Raw genomic sequence first — 25,147 nt, forward strand, 5'->3', positions numbered from 1 at the left:
CATTACGACCAGAAATTCACAATCCCATCATTCGCCTTAGCATCACTAACTACATTTTCGAGAGTATGTACTGATGAAAAAATATCACTATAAGTCTCGTGATTTGGCAGAAGTTGCTTAAGTCGCTCCACAAAAACGCGCTCCACCAGCTCAAGCTTTGTTTGAGCACCAATTTGCTTATTCCCATCAAAGGTAAACTTAGGTAGCACCTTGTGTAATAAGAAATTATTGACAGCAATCTCATCATCATCATTCACATCTTTAAGTAAATTCAGATAATTCAACCCCTGACGTATTGTTCTCATACCAAACTCAATACCTAGCTTATGGAAGAACTCCTTGTTGAGACTAATAAAAAGTTCGCAGAACGGGTCCTTAGGATCAAACTTAGGATAATTCGCTCTATAACCTAGAGACTGAATGTCAAATATTAGAGGTTTACTAACATCATCAAAGCCATAATCCACAACCTCTTCAAGAATTTCATTCCAATCTGATAATAGAGGTGACTCAAAGCGAATTATATGAGCCCTATCTAAGATTTTAGGTGATAAGTAGTGCGTAGTTTCATCAATATTAATTGCGCCAATGATATGAACGTTTGCAGGCATTTTTATGCTTGATGGCATAGTCATTACCGCCGACAGCATTCGACGAATTTCACTATGATATTTAATGAGTGAATCTTTATCGCTAAATCCAAAGGCCAACCTCAACTGTGAATTGAGCTGCTCATCTTTTAATAACTCAATGAAATTTACAACACCGTGTTCACTGTATTTATCTTTTGTCGATTGAATAACATCTACAACAGCTTTCAACTCTGATAAAACATGTGCTGATTCACTCTCAGCATAAAGAGAAATTTCGGGTTCATCATCGCGTGTCTCTAGAAGCGATAGAAAATCAGCAAAGTAATATTCAACACGCGCAAGATTCATCTCATCTAGACAGATAAAATATGGGATTTCTGGATTTTGCTGAGCTTCAATTAAAGCCTCCAGGAACGGAGTGGCTAAGTACTTTTTTTCTAGCGGGTTATAGTAACCAAGTAGATCCTCAGAACTTGTCCAGTTTGGTTTTACTGGAATAATAATCGACTTACCACCTACAGCCTTGGCAAAAGATTTAACAAGATTGGTTTTACCTGAACCTGAGTCGCCAGCCAAAATAATCAAATCTTTTGTTCTTAGTAGTGTCAAATAATTTTCAACTACATGACGTGGATACATATACTCCATGTCTACTAAATGCGCATGGATGTAAGATACCGCTTTCTGAAAATCACCATTTAGATCTTCATTAAATGACAAACCATCAACACGCTCAATAAAGGGCTTGGATTGATTTAAAAACAGATCAATATCATCCTCATCAACAAACTCAAAAGTTTTCAAAAAGTGTGCTTTGTCAGCTACATAACTTTTTAGTCTTTGGATTTTATTGTTCATTTCAGCCTCTATTTGATCGAATCTTCTGGTCAGACTCTTAATTTCATTTAATCTAAGTTGCTTATCCTGAGATAACTTTTCATTTACTAATTCAAGCTTCACTTTTTGAGCATTTAATTCATCAAGTAGATTCTTTACCTTATCTCGCTGCTCTTTCGTCAGTTCAAGTTCAGCTAATCCCTTTTCATTTAATTGCTGAAACTCAGTTTCCCTTGCAGATATTTGAGTCTCGATTTCACTTTGCTTTTGTTTGACCTCTTTATTTATGTCCCCCATCGCTTTTTCATGATAAAAGTCATAGATCGCTTTCGAGATAAATTGACTGCGTTCAGCATTCAAGCTCGGATTTATCAAAATTTCATGTGGAATCTCTTTAGGCAGGTAAAGTAGGTTCTCACCTGAGCCTTTTTTGAGAGTTAACTCAAAGGGATTATCATGTTTGATTCTTTCTGATTCAGGAGAAAGTTCAACCTCACAACGGACATAACATCTTTTGCGTTTATCGCCCAATCGCACAGCATCTTTGGGTGAAACAAAGATCTTACAGTTCCCTCGATCAAGTCCTTTTAACGGATAGTACAGTCGCTCACCAGTTAAGACTGAATGAGGCTCTAAAATAAACCCATATGCTGACTCTCCTAAAGGTGGCAACTCAGCCCAAATTTCAATTTTTCCGTCTTGAACTCCCCAAGATTCGGCTAATAACGCCAGGATTTCATCTTCAGATAATCCTTTCAGCTCTTCTTTGGTATAAATCTTTTCATTCATAAATTATCTTTTAAAAGAATGGTTAAAAAATAGATTTCACAATTTCTGATTCAAAACTATTTTTTATTCAATAAATCAACTAATCCTAGTCATAAGCTTATTTTAATATATAAATTAAATATTTATACCTTATTACTTCAATATTAGCTCTTATAATAGACACATGGAGTATGAATTTGACTTAGAAAAAGTAAATCTTTGATTTTTTTGTGTTAGGTTCATGAACCTAAAAAAATTAAATATAAGAATAAACTTTATAATAAATTGATTTTAATTACATTTTAATTGTTTAAAAACATGAAGTGGACTTTAGGTAAACATAAGTTAAATGAAATATCTAAGACTGTGGCTTACACACTGTTGTTTGCAATAAATACCTAATTATTAGAATTTGTCTAATTTATATTTAGAAAAAAGTTAACGAGCAAATAAGCTGTAATTTTCTATATTAATTACTTTTAAAATTGAACCCTCTCATTTTTTAACTCGCTCGGGTTATAATAATGGCCTCCCAAAATATGGTTGATCTGTTATGAACACCTCCAATGACCCTCTACATGACAAAAAACTTGCTGACATTTTGGATGAATTATTGGATTACTACGGTGGCTTTGAAGGTTTAAGTCGTAAAATTGAAATTAGATGTTTTTGTATAGATCCAAGTGTTAAATCATCATTGCGATTCTTGCGTACCACACCATGGGCTCGTGAAAAAGTAGAAAGCTTATATTTATATGTCTTACGCCAAAAAGCCAAGCAAAAATCTTAGCTATCAAAGCCCATCTCCAGCATAATATTTTATCTAGGTATTAAACTAATCTTATTGAATGGTTATCGATTTTGTAGATACCTGTTAGTGAGTGATGGACTACCACCACTCCCCTAAACAAATATAGTCTATTCTTAAGACTTTTTAGTAGGAAACCATGTATTCATAGCTGGTTTTATAAACCAAATAAGTTAAATAGAATATCTGAAACTTTGGCTTACATACAACACGGTTTGTTGCAAACCCATAACTCGCATATTATAAGTGAGGCTGTTTTTCATTCAAATTATTCAGCGACTGAGTTGTCTAATGATTGTTCCTGCTTTTTAGTAATGAGTTGCTAACAACGATTTAATTTACTGTGAATATACATAAGATATGTTTGCAGGGAAAATGCACTCCCAGACCAAAAAGAGAATTAAATTCTCTATTGGTCTTTTCCTAGAAATCATTCTAAAAAGATAAAGATAATAATTTCTGACTCAAAATTATTGCTTCTTCTTTCGTTTGTGCTTGGTAAAATGATATTTTCCAAATTTTTTGATCCCTATCTAAAAACTTTTGATCAACCTTTTCTTCCACAATTTCAATCCATCCCTTTATCATGGATAATGCTTGCGTATTTGCCTTGATCCATTGAATGTTTTGTTTCCACAGCTCTTGTGATGGAGATGGTTCATTAAATTTAGATTTTAGATCTCGGATTAATACAAAAGGTTGATTTCTCTTTAGTAACTGATCTAATTGCTGTATAAATTCGGTCAAACTACCTTGGTGGTTATGACTCACTTCCACTATGGGGAAGTCTTCTAAATTTAATTCCATACCATACTCTTAATAAATTATTTATCTGGATTAGACTGAAGTTCATTAACTAAACTTGGCAATACAATTTCTTTTTTTGAAAGCTCAGCATAAAAATTCGCAATTTGAAATGGTAGAAACACCCGGTTATTCCACTGAGGATATTCTCTATAAATCGTAGGTGATATGTTTTTAATAATCTGATCTTGGTTATGCCCTAAATCAATTTGCTGTTTGACCAAGCTTTTTACTCGAAGCATATGTTGTTTAAATTCATGTAAATCTTTAACTGTTGAGAGCTTTCCATGACCTGGTACAACAATCTTTGGCTTCATATCAATTATTTGTTGAATAACCTTGATCCACTGACTTCCTTTTGAATCTTCATCAGGCATAATCGGATAGAAATCTCTCTCATATAGATCCCCCATAAAGACCGTACCAGAATGCTGATCATAAACAATTTGATCACCACGAGTATGTGCAGGTATTTCTTGTAAAATGACTAGTCGTCCTCCCAAATCAAGTACCTGTCGATTTGTATAAGTTTTATCTGCAAAACGGATCATCACATTTTCAAGTGCATTTTGTTCGATCTGTCCAAAAGCACGAAACATTTTTAAGTAGTTTTCCCCTTTGACGATTAACTCATCATTTTGCTTCTTGTTCATGATATATGTTGCGTCTTTGAACGCGGAGGCTCCGAACTGATGCTCTGGATGAAAATGAGTCGTTGTCAGATAGATCTTTCGGTTTTTAGCAATATCTTTGGCAAGCTGATAGACATTTTGGCCATTTATTATGCCCATACCCGTATCAATCACTAGGATTGCATTCTTTCCCTCAATGATCCCAATATTAGGAACATAATTAATATATGGATCTGGAATAAGCCATACCCCAGATGCAATTTGATGTTTCTTTTCTACTTGGACAATTGGAGCTGCTGTGAGCTGAAATTGAGGACTGCTCTCTGGTACATGGCGACTATTCGCATAAGCATTAAAAGTACTTAATGTAATGAGAGAAAATGTTAGAAATTGTTTGATCTTCATTGGTTCGGTTTCCTCAATAATATGAAGATTTCATATGAGAAACCCATAATATGAGTAAGAACTCACATTAGATACTCGCATTAAATTATTATTAAAAAATAAATTAAATATAATAAAATCAATATATTAAAAAAACTTATTTTCTATATTTTTAAGATGATGAAGATATTGCTCATATTTTTTAACTGCGTAACTCTATTGATAGTTGTGTATAAAGATGAGTTAATACTCACATTGACATTGTCTGATTAATTGTCATGAAATTAGTTCTCAAGCCAAGAAAAACACCTATCCAAGGTCGATCAAGAGTGACTGTTGATGCAATTTTACAAAGTGCGGCAGAAATCTTGAAAGAAATGGATTATGCAAAATTTAATACTAATTTAGTGGCAGAACGTGCTGGAATTAGTATCGGTTCGCTATATCAATACTTTCCCAATAAAGACGCTCTAATTGTAGCGCTACATAAAAAGCATACGCAGCACATCCGAGATCTACTTCGAACTGTGCTTGATAGACAAAATGCCCAGACCTTAAGGCAGAAAATTGAATCTTTGGTTGATGGTGTCATCGCAGCCCACTCATTTGAACCTGAGCTACACAAGTTGCTTGAAAAGAAACTCCCTTTCTTTGATATTAATAGAGTTGAAGATGAGACTGGGATTCGACAAGAAATTTTTCGTTTAGTTGAATTACATCAAGATGAGATTATAGAAAAAGACAAGCCCCTCATTGTTTGGATGATTTTACAATTATTAGAATCGTTAATTCATGCAGCAGTACTTGAACCACCGACTAACGTAAAGCCTCAGGCAGTAAGAAACGCGATTATTCAATCTATATATAGTTATTTAACAAATACGCCTGACCGTCTTTAAAGATTTTCTTCATTTGATTGGACAGTCGATCCCGCTATCATTTTATTAATTATAATCTTAATCGCTCATTCGCATTATAAAAAAACTCTGTATCACTTTGAATTTTAGGTGAAATATGTTGCTCAACCCATGTTAACCATGCTCTGGTTTTGGCATCAATAAAATGGCGTGATGGTAGCAAAGCATAAACACCAATATCAGGAGATCTCCACCCTCCTAAGATTCGACGTAATTTTCCTGCACGTATAGCCTCAATCACAGTAAAGGTTGGAAGTAATGCAATGCCCATGCCTTGCTGTACCATATCTAATAATAGCTCTGGTGTATCTGCGATCAATGGTCCTGTGATATCGATTTGATATGAATGATTATTTTCACCGATGAGATGCCATTTCGGGGTTATAGATGGATTCACCAATCTTAAACAAGCGTGTTGTTGCAGGTCATCTAATGATTTTGGTTCACCATATTTTTCTAGATATGCAGGTGAAGCACAAAGCAGTGAAAATATTGTTCCAATCTGACGAGCTACAATTCTTGAGTCAGCTAAAGATTCAGTGAGATATAAACTGACGTCAATACCTTTACCTAAAAGGTCTGGTACATTCTGCGAAGTACGATATTCAATGGTTAGCTCTGGGTAAGCTTGACAGAATTCCGACATCATCGGAGATACATAATGATGCCCAAAGCTTGCCATACTTAAAACACGTAACTTCCCCTGTGGTTTAGTGGCCATTCCCCTTGCTTGAGTTTCAGCTTCTTCGACCATTGCAAGAACTTGACGACATTGTTCTGCATATGTTGCACCAATATGGGTCAATGCGTGTTGTCTTGTTGATCTTTGTAATAATTTTGTTCCTAACCGCCCTTCTAATTCACTAATGAGCCGTGATACTTGCGCTGTGGTCAGTTCCATCTGCTCTGCGGCAGCTGTAAAACTTCCGCTGTCAATGACTTTTAGAAAAGCATGCATTGCATGTAGTAATCCACCCTCAAGATTTTTGCGCATAACGTAAGTATCTTTTTCTAAATTACGCATTGTTGCACCAGACTGGATCAACCACAATGACATAAATGTACATACATTGAGCGATCCTATTATCTTAAATTAACTGATCGATTCTTTTTTAATATGTCATTTACAAAAAATATTCAACTGGATGTTGAAACAAGAAAGTAGCTCGAACTACAACAATCTAAGGAGACAGAGATGAATACAGCTACAATATTTACTCCAAAGAAGATTCCAACAAAACAAATTTCACTTGAAGATAAGTACCTCAATGATGTTGGTACTGCTTTCATGACAGGCATTCAGGCCTTGGTGCGTTTACCCCTCGCGCAAATACGGCGAGATACTATAAACGGTGATCATACGGCTGGTTTTATTTCTGGTTATCGTGGTTCTCCTTTAGGAAATTACGATAATTTGCTCTGGCAAGTTAAAGGCATCCTTAAAGACCATCATGTTGTTTTTCAACCTGGCGTAAATGAAGATCTAGCTGCTACAGCAGTTTGGGGTACTCAACAAGCTAATCTCTCAGGTCAGGGTAAATATGATGGTGTGACTTCTTGGTGGTATGGCAAAGGTCCTGGTGTAGATCGCTCAGGAGATGTTCTACGTCATGCAAATCTTGCTGGAACATCGGAACATGGTGGTGTGGTTGCATTCTTTGGTGATGATCACTCCTGCAAATCTTCGAGTATTCCACATCAGTCAGAACACGTCATGATCGGATGTGGTATTGCAATTTTTTACCCAGCTTCCATTCAGCAAATTCTTGATTTAGGCGTTCATGCGGTGGCTATGTCGCGCTTTGCTGGTATATGGACTTCAATGAAATTGGTGAGTGAAATTGTTGAAACCTCAGCTTCTGTTCATGTCAATTTAGATCGAGTCGTCCCTGTTTTACCGAAAAATGTTCAGATGCCCGAAGATGGTGTACATATTCGCTGGCCGGATCATGGTATTCAACAGGAAGAACGTCTTTACCAATATCGCCTACCTGCAGTATTGGCTTATGCACGTGAAAATCAATTAAACCAAGTGACATGGCAATGTTCGGATGCACGTATTGGTATTGCTGCGAGTGGTAAAGGTTATTTAGATACGATCGAAGCTCTTCGTATTTTAGGAATTGAAGGAGAAACAGCTCAACAACTTGGACTGAGAGTATATCAAGTTACTTTAATTTGGCCTTTAGAACCGCAAGGTCTGCGTGAGTTTGCTGAAGGTTTAGAGGAGTTGATCGTTGTAGAAGAAAAACGTCCTATCCTTGAAGCTCAAATTAAAGACGAGTTATACGCACTTCCAGATGATAAACGCCCGCGTGTCATCGGCAAGGCTTGTCATGGAAAAGGTGAATGGAGTACCGCTATAGATGAGGCGCCTTTAATGGGGCACTATGAATTTCAACCTGAACCTATTGCAAAAATGTTGGCAGCTCGCTTCTTGCTATTAGATATTGCAGAGACGTTAAAAGTGCAAATTCGAAATAGAGTTGAGTTATTACAAAAAGCAGAACAAGATTCACGGCGTATTCTTGATATTGTAGAACGTAAGCCTTTCTTTTGTAGCGGTTGTCCTCACAACTCATCCACAGCTATACCTGAAGGTAGCCGTGCATTAGGTGGGATTGGCTGTCATTTTATTGCTGTTTCACTTGATCGTGGTACAGAAACTTTCTCGCATATGGGGGGCGAAGGCATAAGTTGGGCAGGTGCTTCTCATTTCACTCATGAAAAACATATTTTTGCCAATCTAGGTGATGGAACATATTTTCATTCAGGTTATCTAGCAATACGCCAAGCGATCGCGGCCAAATTGAATATTACCTACAAAATTCTGTATAACGATGCCGTTGCCATGACTGGCGGACAGCATGTCGATGGTCATCTTAGTGTAGCACAGTTAACACGACAACTAGATGCAGAAGGTATTCAAAAGCAAGTCATCGTCACTGATGAACCTGAATTGATTCATGCCGAAGAAGGGATTGCTGATCAGGTAGAAATTTATCACAGAAATGAGTTGGATGAGGTTCAACGTAAATTACGAGAGATCTCTGGTGTTACAGCTTTAATTTATGTTCAAACGTGTGCCAGTGAAAAACGTCGTCGCCGTAAACGCAATGCCTACCCAGATGTTGCAGAGCGAGCTTTTATCAATCATGAAATTTGTGAAGGCTGCGGTGACTGTTCTAAACAATCTAATTGTTTGTCTATTGAACCCGTTGAGACAGCATTAGGGACCAAGCGTCAAATCAATCAAAGTAATTGCAACAAAGACTTCTCTTGTGTAAATGGATTCTGCCCAAGTTTTGTGACAGTCCATACTCGAGATATGAAACGTCCAGATCGCTTTGACGGTATTGCAGAGGGTTGGCCAGAAAAACCCATGATTGCTGAACTTCATCAACACCCCATCCGTATCATGGTCGGTGGCGTTGGTGGTACGGGTGTGGTCACCGCAGGTGCTTTACTCGGGATGGCAGCTCATTTAGAGGGAAAAGCTTCTCGTATTATGGATATGGCAGGACTTGCTCAAAAAGGAGGTACAGTATATTCCTACGTCCAACTTGCCACAGAAGATGATCAGATTTCATCCACCAAAATTCCAGCTGGTCTATGTGATGTCTTAATCGGTGCAGATGCAATTGTCGCAGGGAGTAATGCAGCGCTTTCACGTTTAAAACAAGATGCTGTAATAATCGTCAATGAGGACACCTCTCCTACTTCTGATTTTCTTGAGTCTCGTGATTGGTATGCTCCGATTAATGATTTAATCAATCGGCTGCGCGGTCGTACTACGCCAGATAAGCTTATATCTTTGCCTGTAACACGGATTGCCATACAGGTACTTGGCGATGCCATCTTTGCAAATCAAATATTACTGGGTATGGCTTGGCAATCAGGTCAAATCCCACTACAGCGTGAAAGTGTGGAGAAAGCCATTCATCTTAATGGCGTTGCTGCGGAAAAAAATCTTGAAGCTTTTCGCATTGGTTGTCATCTGATCAGCGATCCTAACTTGGTGAAAGGCATCATTGCAACAATACCCGTCTGGACTAAACCTACGACATTGGCTGAATTAGTTGCTGACCGTTCCCATCGTCTTGCTGAGTATTGGAATCAAGATTATGCAGTGCAGTATAAAACGCTTGTGGAACAGGCAGCCAAAACATTGTCAGATGAGTTTGCTGAAACAATCGCTACGCAGCTATATCGGGTCATGGCATATAAAGATGAATACGAAGTTGCCCGCTTACTCACAGGAAAAAGCTTTAAACAATCTATTGAAGCGCAGTTTGGTAAAGGCCTACGCTTAAGTTATCACTTAGCACCTGCAACATTCGGTGCAAATGATGCCAAACGTAAACGTACTTTTGGATATTGGATGCGTATTCCACTGATGGTTTTTGCTCGTCTACGGTGGTTGCGAGAGACATTTCTTGATCCATTTGCCTTACAGCTTGAGCGTCAAAAAGAACGTGCTTGGCGTGATCGTTATATCGCCTTTGTCAAAGCCATAAGTTCTGCACCTGAAAGTTATGATCTTTCTGTCGCTCAGCAAATCGCCCAATTACCCGCCGAGGTACGAGGTTTTGGCCATGTTAAAATGCAAGCGATGGAAACGACGACTCAACGTTGGGATCAACTTGCATTGAACCTAGAAAAACAGCATCCGTAAACTAAACTTTCAATAACCGCTGTGACAGGGTCAAACTTCAGTTGTATGGATATGTCACGGCGGCCTAATCTTTCTCATTTCATCATAAGCTTGCACGCATCTGAAGCGTGCATAGCCATGATTTTAATTTTTGAGCGATTAAAAAAGGATGTTTGTCGTAATACCACTTACGGTAACTTATCCGTGAATAATACTGAGTGACACGAAGATGATCAGAACTAGAACCTCTCCTTCTATCATCGGATCGCTTTTTCTTACATCGATCAATAGATCAAACGCCATAGATCAACAGTAATCGTTTACATGGAGTTTGTGGATTGCATTTTTTGAAAGTATTCATTACCACTTTCTCTATATATGCAAGTGTAGGTTTTCACCATAATTCTGTCCAGTTCTCATCGGGACATTAAATTTATGGTTAATTTCACACGCTATATCTTCCACCGTAAACAGTTGTTTACACGCCCTCAAAACGCTTTATCCATTTCCATCTATTCATTCATGGTTGTTCTACTCTCTGGTTGTGCAACTGGTAATCATATCGTTGCTAAACAACGTGTGTTGAATTTGGATCAAATGAATGTTGGTACAGATTTTACTGCAAGGCAGACTCAGCATTCGAATGACCACATGGCTTGGTGGACGACTTGGCAAGATCCACAGCTCAATAGATTAATGCAATTGATCGATGGTAACCCACCGAGTCTTGAGATTGCACAAGCTAGATTTGATCGAGCCTTAGCATTATTAGATTTAAGTCAAACCAATCGACAGGTACAAGGTGGTGTTTCAGCGGCTGCAACAGCAGATCGCTATCCAGACCATTCGACTTATCCTGATACATATGCGGGCAAAACGGGATCATCCGGCAACCTTCTACTCTCTTTAAGTTGGCATTTAGATTTTTGGGGAAAATGGAAAGCCCTCAATCAGGCAAATGCATCAAATATCGATGCTGCTGAATTTGCAATACAAGATGCACAGCTCAGTTTACATACTGCAATTGCCAGTAATTACCTGCAGTGGTACATGACCAATGAATTAGTCAATAATCAACGGCGTCACATTTCTATTTTGAAACGCTTAGTTGAATTAACTAAACAAAAAAGAAATGCGGGTTTAGCCACCAACAGCATGGTTATTCAAGCGCAATTAAACTTATTAACGCAACAAAAGGCATTACCTGAACTACAACGCAAAGTGCATTTGTACCGACATACGATTGCAACGCTATTGGGACAGCCCCCCTCATATGCTGACAATTGGTCTGCTCCTCAACTACGGCTTAAACCAGAGTTAAAAGTCATTACGCCTTTACCGCTCAATTGGATTGGCCAACGTCCTGATATCCAATTGAAACGGAAAAATCTAGAAGCAATGTTATCTATGACGGAAGTTGCTCGTGCTAGTTTTTATCCTGATATTGATTTAACTGCTGTAGTGGGTTTGCAAAGCTTAGGCTTGGATTATTTATTCAGAGCCGGTAGTCGAACAGCTGCGATTGGGCCTGCAATCAATCTGCCGATCTTTGAGCAAAATCGTTTAAGAGCTGAATTAAAAAGCAAAGTCGCTGATTATGATGAAGCAATTGCACAGTACAACCAAAACCTCCTCATCGCAATTCAACAAACCACCGACCATCTACAACAATTAAATACGGCCACTCAGCAACGAGTGTTGAGTGTGCAGTCTGCAAATGCAAGTTCAGAACTCAGGAATATCCAGCGTGAGTTGCTAAAGAAAGGTCTCAGCACTCAACAAGATGAATTGCTGGCTGAATTAAATCAGTTAGAGAAAGCAGTTGACCTGATTCAGATTAACCAACAAATGACGATGACTCAAATTGAACTTACCCACTCACTTGGGGGTTATTGGGCATTTTCAACAAAGTAAAAAAGGGCAAAGACATGACAGACGTTCAGAAGACTGAAATAGATTCACCTCAAGCAACGCGCAAAAAAAGATTAGTCATTGTATCAAGTCTAATCGTGTTGCTTGGTGCTGGCACAGGGGCTTATTATCTGTTCACGGACGATCATACACAAAGTACAGATAATGCCTACGTTAATGGCCATATTATCGATATTAACTCTAGGATCGCGGGCTCAGTAGTAAAAATTAAAGTCGATAATACCGACCGTGTTCGTGCTGGCGATGAATTGGTTGCACTTGATCAAAGTGACACAGAAATTGAGCTTGCAGCGGCACAGGCCGATTTAGCCCAAGTTCGCCGTGAAGTTGCCGCGTTATATAGTAAACAACAACAGAGCAATACAGTTATTAAAACTGAAAAAATACAGCATGCTGCAGCATTATCTGATCTAAACGCTCGGCAGGGTTTAGCACAGCAAAACCTGATAACAAAAGAAGAATTACGACATGCGCAAGATGCCGTGAAATTGGCTCAGAGTCGAGTTGAGCAAGCGATTGCCAATCAAGCAGAAATTACAGTACAAACCTCGGGCAGTACGGTAGATACCCACCCGAGTGTGCTGGTTGCAAAAGAAAGAGTTTCACAAGCACAGTTAAATTTAAAACGAACTGCAATCTATTCTCCTGTTGCAGGCATGGTGGCACAAAGGACAGTTCAGCCAGGCCAACAGATTCATGTAGGTGAAAAGTTGATGTCTGTGATACCACTTGATCAAATGTGGATTGATGCCAACTTTAAAGAAACCCAATTAAAAGGCATTTGCCCTGGTCAACCAGCTGAAATTACGGTCGACAGTTATGGGCGTAAAGTTAAATATCGTGGAACTGTACAAGATATTATGGCGGGTAGTGGTTCTGCCTTTTCGGTATTGCCCTCTCAGAATGCGACTGGAAACTGGATTAAAGTGGTTCAACGTGTTCCTGTTCGAATTTATCTCGATGCCAAGGAACTGAAACAGAACCCATTACGCATAGGTTTATCTGCTGAAGTCACTGTTGATACGTCTAGCTGCGTTAAAAATGTAAAAAATGATACTCCTGAACAGAAAAAAACCGATGGCTCGAAGCTTGTTACGCAAATGAATAAGGGTGATTCTCTCATCCGTCAGGAGTAGTGCAATGTCTTCTCTATCAAAACGTCCACTTCAACCGTTATCTGGCTTTACTCTAATTATTGCAACTATTGCCATTAGCTTAGCCTCTTTTATGGCGGTTACGGATATCACCATTGCAAACGTTTCTATTCCGAGTATTTCAGGAAACCTTGGAGTTAGCCCTGAAATTGGCGAATGGGCGATTACATTTTTTGCGATTGCCAACTCAATTTGTATCCCCTTAACGGGGTGGCTATCTCGTCGTTTTGGACAAGTACGGCTTTTTATTATGTCTGTGGTGGCTTTTACCATTGCTTCAGCCTTATGTGGACTGGCACAAAGTTTTGAGAGCTTAATCGCCTTTCGAATTTTACAAGGGATGGTTTCGGGACCTATTGTCCCCTTGAGCCAAGCACTATTGGTGGCGATCTTCCCTGAAAATAAGCGCACACTGGCTTTGTCGATGTGGGCAATGACCAATATGGCTGGCCCTGTGGCAGGGCCAATACTGGGCGGATGGCTGACCGATGCTTATAGCTGGCCATGGATCTTCTACGTTAACTTACCTATAGGGATCTTAGTTGTTTTAATCACAGGCTTTGTGCTCAAAGGACGTGAAACCACCACCACCAAACTTCCGATTGATTTACGTGGATTGATTTTATTGGCACTTGCAATTGGAACTTTGCAATTAACACTTGATCGTGGGCGAATTTTAGATTGGTTCTCTTCCCCATTTATTGTGACTTCAACCATTATCTGTATTTTAAGCTTTATTTTCTTTGTGATTTGGGAATCTGGAGATAAACATCCGATTATTGATTTAAGTCTATTTAAATATCGAAATTTCACGATTGGGACGATCGCAGTTGCAATTGGCTTTGGTTTCTATTTTGCAGCGTTAGTGCTTTTGCCATTATGGCTTCAAATTGATTTGAACTACACTGCAACATGGGCGGGTATGGCCACGGCGCCGATGGGGATCTTTGGGATTCTATTGGCTCCCTTACTGGGTCGATGGGTACAGCGTAACGATGCCCGTATCTTTGCAAGTTTGGCCTTTATCGCTTGGTCACTTGTTGCTTGGTGGCGAACATCAATGACCACACAAGTCGATATGGAAACTATCGCACTGATCTGTCTCGCCCAAGGTATTGGCATTGGCTTATTCTTAACGCCTCTGGTCTCATTGTCCTTAAATGGTATTCCACCTGAGAAGATCGCTGCTGCCTCTGGCTTACAAACCTCTATTCGTATGATGTCAGGGAGTCTAATTGCCTCACTTGCGCAAACTTATTGGGATCAACGTTCTCGTTATTACCAAAACGTACTGGTTGATTCTTTACATGATGATCATCCTGTGGTTCAACAAGGGTTAACGCATTTAAATAATCAGAGCCTTGATTCTCAACAATCATGGACCGTTATTTGGAGGGAAACCATTGTTCAAGCAGATATGTTGGCTTTAAATGATTTTTTCCTTTGGTCAAGTATTGCATTTGCACTCTCCATCGCACTGATTTGGTTTGCAAAAAGCTCACATTCTGCAAAGTGATGAAAATGAAGTCGACAAGCATCCTGTAATTCATCTGTAGAAATCAGCAATAAAAGGCTTATGCAGTTCTGTATAAGCCTTTTATTTTGGCCAGTAAATAATGCTGTTTAAATACATCAGATACAAAGAAAAATACTTTAGATCTCCTCCTTTTAAATGTGAGCACGATGTTGTTCCTCTACCCATGGATAGAGTAAATACATAACACATTGAGTTGTATCACAAATATTCTTAGAAATTTTTTTAGTGAAAAAACACCAGGAGTAAAGTGATTTCTGTAAGTTCTGAGTCAACATTATTTTTTGAAATTTCATAGGATTTATGATTTGATTTATAAAAATTATGCATATAGGTCATAAAGGAAACGTTAATGAAAAGTTTGTTGAATAAAGTCAGTCAACACGTCTTAACGAGATTTGATCAAGTCACGGGTATAGAGAAACCTAAACTATATTTTAATGAAAAAGGCGAACTAAGTCCGACCATAGAAAATCTGAGCCAACTTCATCAAAAATATCGTCCTACGCCGTGGTTATCCAACAGACATATGCATTTGCTTTATTTTGATGTGATCAAAAAACGCAGTATATCTTTAGATTATGATCATCTTGAGCATTTAACCATGCAAGATGGTGGCATTACTGCAATTGCATGGTTAGGCGCAGAACTTGCCCCAGATACCCCGACCATACTGATCTTACATACGATTACAGGTACCCCTGAGAGTATGAGCGAATTGGTGCAAGACTTACACCGCTATACTGGGTGGCGTATTGCATTATGTTTACGACGTGGTCATGCGGGCTTACCTATGCCTGTACCAAAAATCAATTTATTCGGTTCAACGGATGACCTTCGTGAACAAATAAAATTTATTCAAGACAAATATCCCTCTTCAACCTTATATGGAATGGGATCATCTGCAGGGACTGGATTACTGGTACGCTATTTAGGAGAAGATGGAGATAAAACCCCGTTAAAAGCAGCATTTGCTTTATGTCCTGGATACAATACTGAGTTAGGATTTAGTTCTGTACATCCCTTTTATAGCAAAGTGATGACCAAAAAAATTATTAATAAATTTATTCAGCCGTATCAAACAACGTGGAAAAACACAAAATCTCTTTCCAAAGTTTTGGAAAGTAAATCATTGTTCGATTTTGAGCAGACCTATTTTGAATTGGCGGGTTATCAAGATTATGAAACATACTCCAATGCGACCAATCCGATTTATGTGCTAGAAAATATTACAACCCCTTTACTGGTTCTAAATTCAGAAGATGATCCCGTATGTAATATTCAAAACTTTGAACCATACAAAGATACTGTGAAAAACATGTCGAATATCGCTGTAGTGACGACAAAAAAAGGAAGTCATTGCGGATTTTATCAAGGTTTATTAGAAACCCGTTCATGGGCATCAAAACTCGCAGCTGATTTTTTCTTACTTGAGGCCAAAAAACATACGCATCTATGAAAAACCATAGCTGTGTTATCAAGCATTCTTCATTTTATAATGTTGAGTGTATATTATTGGGCAAGTTTTACATCGATTTAATTTAACTATGAGCAGCGCACAATCCGATCATCATCAAGTTCAGCGAGTTGCTACATTTTCAGAACTGATCAATACAAAATTTCAAGGAGAGATCAACGCTATTTGTTGGTCTAGATCTTTGGTCGGTGATTTTAAAGAGATTGTGACTCAGCTTGAGTTAAAGGACAATGTGACAGAAGTACTCATAGAAGATCTCTTGGCGCTACAACTTTCTGAGCATGGTCATCAAGCAAGGCAAATCATCTTAAATGATATTCAGCGATTAACTGATTTGGGTGCACTGCCTTGCCTTAATTTACTGAAAAATTACCATCGCGATGAAGAGCTCGATTTTATCTCGACAGATGTGTATTCATATCATGTTGATCGTTCACCAATCGAAACGGATACTTTTTTATGTACCTATCATGGTGCTGCAAGTGAGATCTTGCCCAACGATCAGGTTGAGCAAAAAGTTTTGATCCCGGAAATCAGAGAAAAACTTAAAAAACTACATCAGGGTTCAGAAGCTGAATTCGAAACATTTCTAGTCGATAATTTCTTTGATCTACATTATCAACCTAAAGCAGATGCACAGCCGATCAATCTAGGCGTAGGTCAGCTTTGGCGGCTCGCAGTAGATCACCCTACACAGCAGGTCTTGGGCTGTGTACATCGAGCACCTAATGAAAAACCGGGTGAATACAGATTGCTTTTGATTTGTTAAATCGACTCGCTATACCACCTGTAATTTTATACGTATCAAGAGATGAGCTGTTTGGTGAGCCATCTCTAAACAGATATTGATGACCTATCTAAGTCCCTACCATTTCAGTCAATTATTTTAAAAACACCATAAACTGCTCAGCATCTTCTCGGTCTGTATAAAATTGATTAATCGGCTGATCTTTAAGCGCTTATCCAAGTGACATGCCACATAGAAATCGTTCGTCTTGTTTTGCGTTTAATATGGGCATGATGATTTCATGATAAGTATTGCATGAGGCTTGAGGGCAAGTGTCTAATCCCTGTGCCTTGGCGATGAGCATAATATTTTGCATCAGCATAGCGACGGCCATTTTAGCCCCGTCTGTTAAATCTTGATGTGTTGTAAAAAACAGACCCACAGGCGCATCAAAAAATTTAAAATTTCTTAACTGCTGTAAATGCATTGCAGATCGATTACCTTTAGCTATATCTAAGATTTGATACATTTTGGCCCCATTTTCTCGACGTCTACTCAAATAGGGTTCGAACCATGTTGCTGGGTAATAAGAATAAGGCGCTTTAAAATCTGATTTAGACTTCAATCCAAGGTAGAGCTGATGTGCAGCTTCAATCACTTTATCGGTGATTTGTTGTTTAACCTGACCTTGTACCACATAAACTTTCCACGGCTGCGTATTTGTACCCGAAGGCGCTCTTGCGGCTTTATTAACCATATCTCTGATGAGTTTATCTGATATAGGCTTGGAAGAAAAAGCTCGAACAGAGTGGCGTTCTAAGATGGTCTTTTCGACCTCATTATTCGCTATAATTTGCATATTATCCCTAAGCGATATTCAATATTTGGTTTTAGTTTAATGCCAGTGTTAACACGTGATTTTTATAATTTTTTGCAGAAACCATGATGTAGGAAGCAAAATGCTCATCGAGCACATTAAAATATAAGATCAATGATGCACCATTTTTTTTGGCAATTTTTAATTCAAATAAGTCAAAGCAAATACCACCATTTAGTAAGCTAGATAAAGATTTGTAGATACTTTCCTTGGCTGAAAATAGCACTGTTGCAGCAAGTTCTGGACTCAACCCTAAGTTAACAAGTAGTTTTAACTCTTCTAAAGCATAGACTCGATGTTGTAGCACACATAGATCTTTAGATGTAATGATTGGCTCTATATCTACACCTAAGAAACTTTTCGAGTTTGATGGCATTACAGCGCACACGGCAATACGATGACTATGTGTTAGCGCTCCATTGGTATCTTTTGGAAAGACCGGTTCTTTATGTGGCCCTGTAGTGACTTGCTCTAAGCACTCTTTTTTCCGAAGTAGGCTTAAGGCCATTTTCGCTGCATAACGACCCGCTAGATATTCACTCTGTCTTTTTTTAGGCAGATTTTTTAAAAACAACGGCATCTCTATGGACATTTTGGCATAGAGATCGAGGTCGAAGTTTTGTTGGTTATACTCACAGCATATCAGATGCAAATGAGTAGCTGGATCATATAAAAGTTGATGTTTCTCTATGAAGTTGTTGGGAAGTGGTACGCGAAGAAAAGAGTTTATCAAATCATTTAGCACATTATGACCTCAAAATCTGTATAGCGCTCAGCAAGAGCAAAAACGACTGCCCTTGCTAAGACGTTAAATCATTATTTTTTAAGGTCGACCATTGCTTTAACTAGTTTACTAATTCCTTGGAAAACTTCACTTAACTGTGCATCGTCAGCCATATACGCTGGTGTAGTAACCAGTAGGTTTTCAGCATCTACAACACAATCTTTAACTTCACAGCATTGATGAGTTGAACCGGTTTTTTCTATTTCTGCTGCAGTAGCAGCATGTGTGCCAATCGTCAATTTTGGCTGAAGTTCACCAAAAGTGAGTGCAAGTAAAGATGGTGAAATACAGATAGCACCAATAGGTTTTTGGTTTGATTTGAATTCTTTTAAAATAGAAATAACTTTAGGATCGATATCAGCACTAGCGCCATTGAATGCAAATGTTGAAAGATTTTTAGCTACACCAAAACCGCCAGGTATAACCAAACCATCAAACTGGCTCGGCTGAAGTTGCTCTAGCGCTGAAATTTTACCACGCGCAATTCTACTTGCTTCATGAAGTACATTACGACTTTCTATGTCATTTACTGCACCAGTTTTATGATTTACAACATGAAATTGATTTCTATCAGGTGCAAATATAGCGTACTCAATGCCTGCTGTATCTAATGCCAAAAGTGTTAGAACAGACTCACGAATTTCTGCACCATCTAAATAACCACAGCCTGATAAAATAACGGCTACTTTGTTCATGTTTTTTCCTTAGGTTGTAAATAATGTATCCTTAATAATCATATAGTTATTAAGAAAAAATTTTGCACCCTAAATTGTCATTAATTATCCTTAATCGATCATTTTTGATCTACGGATCTCCCGTGGTGTCATTCCAAATAGAAGTTTGAATTGCTCTGTAAATCGTGATTGTGATTGATAACCACAAAGCTCTGCGATATTGCCAATATTAAACTGGGAAGTTTGTAATAAGTGTAGACCGTGGCTTAATCGTGATCTATTTCGGATATCTTGAATATTATTGCCTTCATTTTTTAATTTTCGTCTTAACGTCGAAGCACTCATAAATAAGTTTGAGGCAATGTGGTCAACGGACCATTCAAAAGATAAATCACTCGAGATCATTGAATGTACTTTTTCACTGAGGCTGGGTGGACTATCAATATTGCAAACGTCTACATACCCAGAGTGATACAAAATTTCTAATATTTCTCTTTTTCGGTGTTTAATAACATTCGACGGCGCAACGGATGAAAATTCGATGTATTGTAATAGCGCCTTTTCAATCACTGGACAGATTTCGCCTTTGATATATTCGATATGAGGTGCTGTATTTTGGGGAAGTTCAGAGAAATCCTCATGATCAAAATCAATCAATACTGCAAAATATTCCTCTTGAGAAGGTATATTTCTCATATCGACTCTACTGCTATTTGAAAGGAAAACGAAAGTTCCAGAGTTACATTCTACTGCATTTGATTTTCCAAGCTGTTTCTTCCCATTAAGAATAAAGATTAATAAAGGTTTTAGCACTGGTACATTATTAATCATTTGCTCTTTGTGCGAAGAGTAAATTGAAAATGGTAAATTTAATTGCTCGTTAATATTTTTCTTTGCTACCGCAATGATTTCGTTCATAATCCCCCCCGCTAAAGAGTATAGAGTATATGAATGTTTTATAGCATACTCGCCTTCTTTTTTAAATTTAATTAGCACTCTAGCAGGGATTATCCGTTGTCCTGATTGTTATTTTAATCCAATCGAATAAAAATTAACTTAACACTATTGATTTAAATATTGTGCGGGATCAATTTTAATTATATTTGATACTCAAGACCCCTCACTATTTTAGCAAGGAGCCTTTTAAACTATGCTGACTTATTTTAAGCGCGAAACAGTTAAATAAAAACGTGCTTCACATACGATTACGCTGAAAATTATCTCCGATATTATACGCTTTATCAGGATCTACCTTCTGTATGTTTAGTATAGTTTTATTAACTATTTCAATCACTTCGTTTAGATTTTTAGCGGATATAATATCCGAAATGGGTAGAGATACATGTCGAGTCTGGGTTGATAATCTTTTCTCAACTTCACTGATAAATCGAACAACCCCGAGTGAAGCTAATCCATTATCATTGAGACTCAGCTCTCTATCTACTTCAAGACCTGAAATTTTTGTTGCGATATCGAGGACAATCTCAGCAGTATCAATAGCGACTACTTGTTTATCTTTAGGTTTTTTAAACAAGTTTAACAACATCGACATGAAGTTTCGTAATAAGTCATCAGCTGGTTGAATGAGTTTGGCAAAAATCACTACCAAACCGACAAGATAAAAATATTCATACCATTCTACCGGTACTGGTTCAGGACTAAACCAATAAAAACTTTTGCGATAATCCCACCAATTCCACCACTCACCATTTCTGGTTGCGGCATAGTACCACTGCCCGATCATTTGATGAAATAAGAAACATGCATATGCCGTCGGTGCGAGAACTTTTGATAAAGGATCTACTCTTAAAATACGTGCTGTAATTCCCCGACCGGTACTTAATGCAAATATCCAAAGAAGTGTTAATGGTGCAAAAGAACGGCTATAAATTTCATCCCATATTCGATTGGTCACAGCAGGGTCTGCATAACTGTTGGCGGCTTCAGGCCTCATAAAGAATGCATCAGCGGATACTTGGCTGACATCAGGACCATAATAGAAGAAACCCTGTGAGATATGCGCAATACTGACACAAATAATGATCAGGGTAATCGTATCAGCCACATACCCCCATAAATATGCACGCTTTTGTTCTGTTGGTTTTATTGCATCATATAAAAATGCAGCACACATCCCTAATAAAAAGTACACCATCCAGAACGGGGCAAATAAATAAAAACCCAAAGCTAATGCGTTTTCATGACCCGCTAAAGTCACTTGCTCAGCGGATGGGATTGTACGTAGACCAGTCATCGCATCGAATAAGCCATAACCGACAAAGTCTGCTGCGAATCCGTACCAAAAGCCCATTAAAATGGCGGCATTTAAGCCTAAACATAAAGCTGTGTATATTAATATTCGTTTAACGTTGCCTCTACTCTTATACAAGGCATTGTAAATCATCGGAAATACAATAATGCACTGAAAGTACATTGAGATGAACCACAAATAGAATCCAATGAACCAACTCGCTCCCCACAGAGGTGTTGCTTGTAAACCTGTAGCGTGTATCCCCAAAGAGAAGAGGACATTTGCGAACCATGAACCTTCGATCCATGGCGTTCCTTGACAATAAGACGAAGCGCTATGCGATAAAGGTCCCCAACTAAAATCGGGTATGAATGTTGATGGTTGACAACTAATAAATAAATTGCCCATCGCAAAAAGGATTGCTAAGGCATATAGCGGATACATCACCGTTATTCGTGCTTTAATAAAAGCAAACTTTTTTTGAATCAATGTTGGCATTAAGATTGCCAATGAAAAGCCTGCCAAGATAAAAAAGCTATTCACATGCCATTGGAACTGACGTAAGTTATTGAAAGCTTCCCATGAATTGTTTGATCCAAAGTGCATAAACATGACATAACAAGCAAGAATAAATCTAAAGCCTGCGATCGTATCCCAATCAACCTTAGGTTTATCTAATGATAGCGTTTTATTATTTTTGTTTTTAACAGGATCTTTTGAAGAAATTTCTGTATTTTCAACCGATGTTATCGTGGATATCCCCAGAAATTCAGCCATTGAATTTCGTTTATATTTCTTACTGTTCGTCATGGGAATATCATGTCTATCTACGATTCGCCAAATCGTAGGTAGTTTATGTATTGAAACCCCACCCTTAATTAAAAATGTACGTAATTCGCTGCTATTTCCATTGAGAATGTCCGCTCTAAGCTGAGAGTCGTTTGAGACAATGGCACAGCCAACTTCTTCACCATAAGTTTCAGAGGGAACAGAGAAACAAATCGCAACATCTATACTTGGATGGCTGGTTAAGCGATCTTCAATTTCAGCTGGTGCTATTTGCTCTCCGCCTTTTTTTATTAATTCTTTTAATCGGCCTTCAAGCGTTAAATGTCCAAATGCATCAATTGTTCCCAAATCCCCAGTTAAAAACCATGTTCGTATTTCACTCGAATTTGGCATTTGCATTAAAAATCTAGAATTACTATTGGCATCGGGATTATCTTTATAACCTGCAAAAACAGTCTCGCCGGAAATTGCAACTTCTCCAGCAACGCCATAGGGCTGTGGCTTAAATGTTATTGGGTCAACAATCGTTAAAGATGCAACTAAAGGTACGCCAACCGAACTTGCTTTAATCTCCCAACTGATATCCGTTTGAGCCGGTTGGGATATTGGCATTAATTCGGACATACTATAGGTGGGTAAAACTGGACAGTCATAAGTTTTTATGAGCTCAATACGATCTTCTTCTTTTATCGCTGCTGCGCCAGATCGTATTAACCTTATATTATGACCAGACCAAACACCTTCTGGATCTAAATACTTTTCATGATGAGTTTGAAGATAATGTAAAGTTGCAACTTGAATGGTCGGTACGACTGAATACCATGTTGGTTTAGGATGAGAATGTATTAGCGCTTCAACCATGAGCTGTGGATTGTATAATCCATCACAAGTCATCGCGGCACCCACCGATAAACTCGCTAAAAGTGAAGCAGATATACCCCCCATATGATCTAAGGGCATGATGCTATAGGTGATATCAAACTCATTAATACCAATACTGTCTGCTAAGATTGCACTATTAATGACTAAATCTTTTTGTTTAAGTGGCACAACTTTTGGAGTTGATGTTGTGCCTGAAGTTCGTAGTAATAGACAGTCATCGTCTGCTTGAGTGATCAATTCAGGGGAATCTAAAAAATTTTCAAAAGATTCTTTAAACTTAAATAAACCAGGCAATGATGGAGAAATGGCTGAAACGTTATGTATATAACAGTTATGGCTTTCACAATACGCTTTACAAGCATCAATAACCCCTTTGGCATTGACTGCTTCAAACAAAATAATATGATCTACTTTGAGTTGTTTTAACGCAATCAGTGCTTCTGTTTTAGTCATTGATGCTGAAAGTGGAACTGCGCATGCTTGAGTTGTTACTGTTAGAAAAGAAACGGCGCCTTCAGCAGTTCCTCCTTGAGGTGCTAAATATGCAACAACTTGCCCTTTTTCAACTCCAACTCTCCTGAGATCACCTTCACCACCAGGGCTTATAAAACTAAGCACTTCTCCATAGGTTGTATATATTCCTTTAGAACATCGCGCATTTCTAAATAATGCCGATGAAGATGGGCGTTTTTTTAGCAACTCTATAATTGTCTTCGGTTGCCCTGCTGTGTCAATACTTACATCGACCACTTGAACCATCGGATCGACTATACGTGTACTTAGGCGACTCGAAAATCTTTTGCTATAGACTGGATTGTCTATTTCAGGGCGAGATTCAAGTAGTATATGCTTTAAATCGGATTTTACTTTTTCAGGGATAATGTTATTTATTTCATGAGCACCATCTAAATAATAAAGCGTTGGATTTGGACTGTTGTCATCAAGAACAAAAGATTCAGACCAAGGTTTTAGTGGGTCATTCCTACCAATCAAATATATGGATTGATTGAGTTTTGAATGTTCAACATTTACCGATAAACCTGCATATCTTCGAAGATCTTTAATTGATTCAGAAGTACCAACACAAGCATAAATTATGCTTTTAAACGGTATGCTAAATTCAACCTGTGAGTTAACTAAAATGCCCTTATACTCTTTATATGCATTAAAGAGTAATGGATCATTGGCTAGGCTGTTAACTAAATTTGCAATATACCCGCCTTGACTAAATCCATAGATGAGATCAAAAGGGCCAAATCTATCTATTGCATCTAATACATGTTCAATAGCGATACAAATTTTATTTAATAACTCAGAACGTGCTAAATTCTTCCATTCTTCCTTAGGCGGTAGCCATGAATACCAAGGCCCTTCAATTAACCCAATCATTTCTAATAAGCTGTGATCAGGAGAGGTGACTTGAATTGTTCCATCGAGATAAACTACATCAAAATCTTTTTCGTCAAGCCCCAGGTTATTCAATTGTAATTTCGTAATTGTTTGATTACTACTCATTCCGTGAAGGGCTAAAATTTTTCCCTTCGTTTTATGGGTTAGATGCCCTTTAGCAATCATGCTACTTTCCTTACACGTATTTCCATCTAGAGGAAAAATGTATTGCAAATATACGCTTTAACCCCAGCATGGGATTAAAATGAATGAGGAAGTG

General features: G+C 38.1%; 17 protein-coding genes. 8 read left to right on the forward strand and 9 right to left on the reverse strand.

What is annotated here, in order from left to right; all coding sequences use genetic code 11:
* Positions 1–2: 2 nt before the first annotated feature.
* Positions 3–2,219, reverse strand: coding sequence for an McrB family protein (locus Aru01_RS05160; RefSeq protein ID WP_016656257.1), 2,217 nt, complete (start codon positions 2,217–2,219; stop codon positions 3–5).
* Positions 2,220–2,751: 532 nt separating this feature from the next.
* Between Aru01_RS05160 and Aru01_RS05165 the strand changes: the two genes are divergently transcribed.
* Positions 2,752–2,988 (forward strand): VF530 family protein, encoded by a 237-nt coding sequence (locus Aru01_RS05165; protein WP_016656256.1) that lies wholly within the window; start codon positions 2,752–2,754, stop codon positions 2,986–2,988.
* Between the two features lie 453 nt (positions 2,989–3,441).
* Here Aru01_RS05165 and Aru01_RS05170 read toward each other — a convergent pair whose 3' ends face one another.
* Together Aru01_RS05170 and Aru01_RS05175 are read right to left on the reverse strand one after the other, a co-directional pair.
* On the reverse strand, positions 3,442–3,813 hold the full coding sequence (locus Aru01_RS05170) for a hypothetical protein (protein ID WP_016656255.1): 372 nt from the start codon (positions 3,811–3,813) through the stop codon (positions 3,442–3,444).
* Positions 3,814–3,830: 17 nt separating this feature from the next.
* A complete protein-coding gene (locus Aru01_RS05175) occupies positions 3,831–4,847 on the reverse strand; it encodes an MBL fold metallo-hydrolase (RefSeq protein WP_016656254.1) in 1,017 nt (338 codons plus the stop codon).
* A 257-nt stretch (positions 4,848–5,104) separates the two neighbouring features.
* Between Aru01_RS05175 and Aru01_RS05180 the strand changes: the two genes are divergently transcribed.
* Positions 5,105–5,725, forward strand: a complete 621-nt coding sequence (locus Aru01_RS05180) for a TetR/AcrR family transcriptional regulator (RefSeq protein ID WP_016656253.1) — start codon at positions 5,105–5,107, stop codon at positions 5,723–5,725.
* A 49-nt stretch (positions 5,726–5,774) separates the two neighbouring features.
* On the opposite strand, the gene Aru01_RS05185 is transcribed toward Aru01_RS05180, so the two are convergent.
* On the reverse strand, positions 5,775–6,737 hold the full coding sequence (locus Aru01_RS05185) for a LysR family transcriptional regulator (RefSeq protein WP_040331282.1): 963 nt from the start codon (positions 6,735–6,737) through the stop codon (positions 5,775–5,777).
* 201 nt (positions 6,738–6,938) lie between these two features.
* Between Aru01_RS05185 and Aru01_RS05190 the strand changes: the two genes are divergently transcribed.
* The 6 genes from Aru01_RS05190 to Aru01_RS05215 all read left to right on the forward strand — a co-directional run bounded on the left by Aru01_RS05190 (position 6,939) and on the right by Aru01_RS05215 (position 17,263).
* Positions 6,939–10,418, forward strand: a complete 3,480-nt coding sequence (locus Aru01_RS05190) for an indolepyruvate ferredoxin oxidoreductase family protein (protein WP_016656251.1) — start codon at positions 6,939–6,941, stop codon at positions 10,416–10,418.
* A 414-nt stretch (positions 10,419–10,832) separates the two neighbouring features.
* Complete coding sequence (locus tag Aru01_RS05195) at positions 10,833–12,311, forward strand: efflux transporter outer membrane subunit (protein ID WP_016656250.1); 1,479 nt, start codon at positions 10,833–10,835, stop codon at positions 12,309–12,311.
* Positions 12,312–12,325: 14 nt separating this feature from the next.
* Complete coding sequence (locus tag Aru01_RS05200; RefSeq protein ID WP_016656249.1) at positions 12,326–13,465, forward strand: HlyD family secretion protein; 1,140 nt, start codon at positions 12,326–12,328, stop codon at positions 13,463–13,465.
* 4 nt (positions 13,466–13,469) lie between these two features.
* A complete protein-coding gene (locus tag Aru01_RS05205) occupies positions 13,470–14,999 on the forward strand; it encodes a DHA2 family efflux MFS transporter permease subunit (protein WP_016656248.1) in 1,530 nt (509 codons plus the stop codon).
* Between the two features lie 370 nt (positions 15,000–15,369).
* Positions 15,370–16,476, forward strand: a complete 1,107-nt coding sequence (locus Aru01_RS05210; protein WP_016656247.1) for a YheT family hydrolase — start codon at positions 15,370–15,372, stop codon at positions 16,474–16,476.
* Between the two features lie 88 nt (positions 16,477–16,564).
* Positions 16,565–17,263, forward strand: coding sequence for a DUF1826 domain-containing protein (locus Aru01_RS05215; protein ID WP_016656246.1), 699 nt, complete (start codon positions 16,565–16,567; stop codon positions 17,261–17,263).
* Between the two features lie 190 nt (positions 17,264–17,453).
* On the opposite strand, the gene Aru01_RS05220 is transcribed toward Aru01_RS05215, so the two are convergent.
* The 5 genes from Aru01_RS05220 to Aru01_RS05240 all read right to left on the reverse strand — a co-directional run bounded on the left by Aru01_RS05220 (position 17,454) and on the right by Aru01_RS05240 (position 25,053).
* A complete protein-coding gene (locus Aru01_RS05220) occupies positions 17,454–18,080 on the reverse strand; it encodes a nitroreductase family protein (protein WP_016656245.1) in 627 nt (208 codons plus the stop codon).
* Positions 18,081–18,111: 31 nt separating this feature from the next.
* A complete protein-coding gene (locus tag Aru01_RS05225; RefSeq protein WP_051145781.1) occupies positions 18,112–18,678 on the reverse strand; it encodes a 4'-phosphopantetheinyl transferase family protein in 567 nt (188 codons plus the stop codon).
* Positions 18,679–18,914: 236 nt separating this feature from the next.
* Positions 18,915–19,577 (reverse strand): isoprenoid biosynthesis glyoxalase ElbB, encoded by a 663-nt coding sequence (gene elbB / locus Aru01_RS05230; protein ID WP_016656243.1) that lies wholly within the window; start codon positions 19,575–19,577, stop codon positions 18,915–18,917.
* Positions 19,578–19,667: 90 nt separating this feature from the next.
* Positions 19,668–20,474 carry a helix-turn-helix transcriptional regulator gene (locus Aru01_RS05235; RefSeq protein ID WP_016656242.1) on the reverse strand — a complete coding sequence of 269 codons (807 nt, stop codon included), beginning with the start codon at positions 20,472–20,474 and terminating at the stop codon, positions 19,668–19,670.
* 277 nt (positions 20,475–20,751) lie between these two features.
* A complete protein-coding gene (locus Aru01_RS05240) occupies positions 20,752–25,053 on the reverse strand; it encodes an AMP-binding protein (protein WP_016656241.1) in 4,302 nt (1,433 codons plus the stop codon).
* Positions 25,054–25,147 lie beyond the last annotated feature (94 nt).

The sequence above is a fragment of the Acinetobacter rudis genome (genome assembly GCF_000829675.1).
Taxonomy (GTDB): Bacteria; Pseudomonadota; Gammaproteobacteria; order Pseudomonadales; family Moraxellaceae; genus Acinetobacter; species Acinetobacter rudis.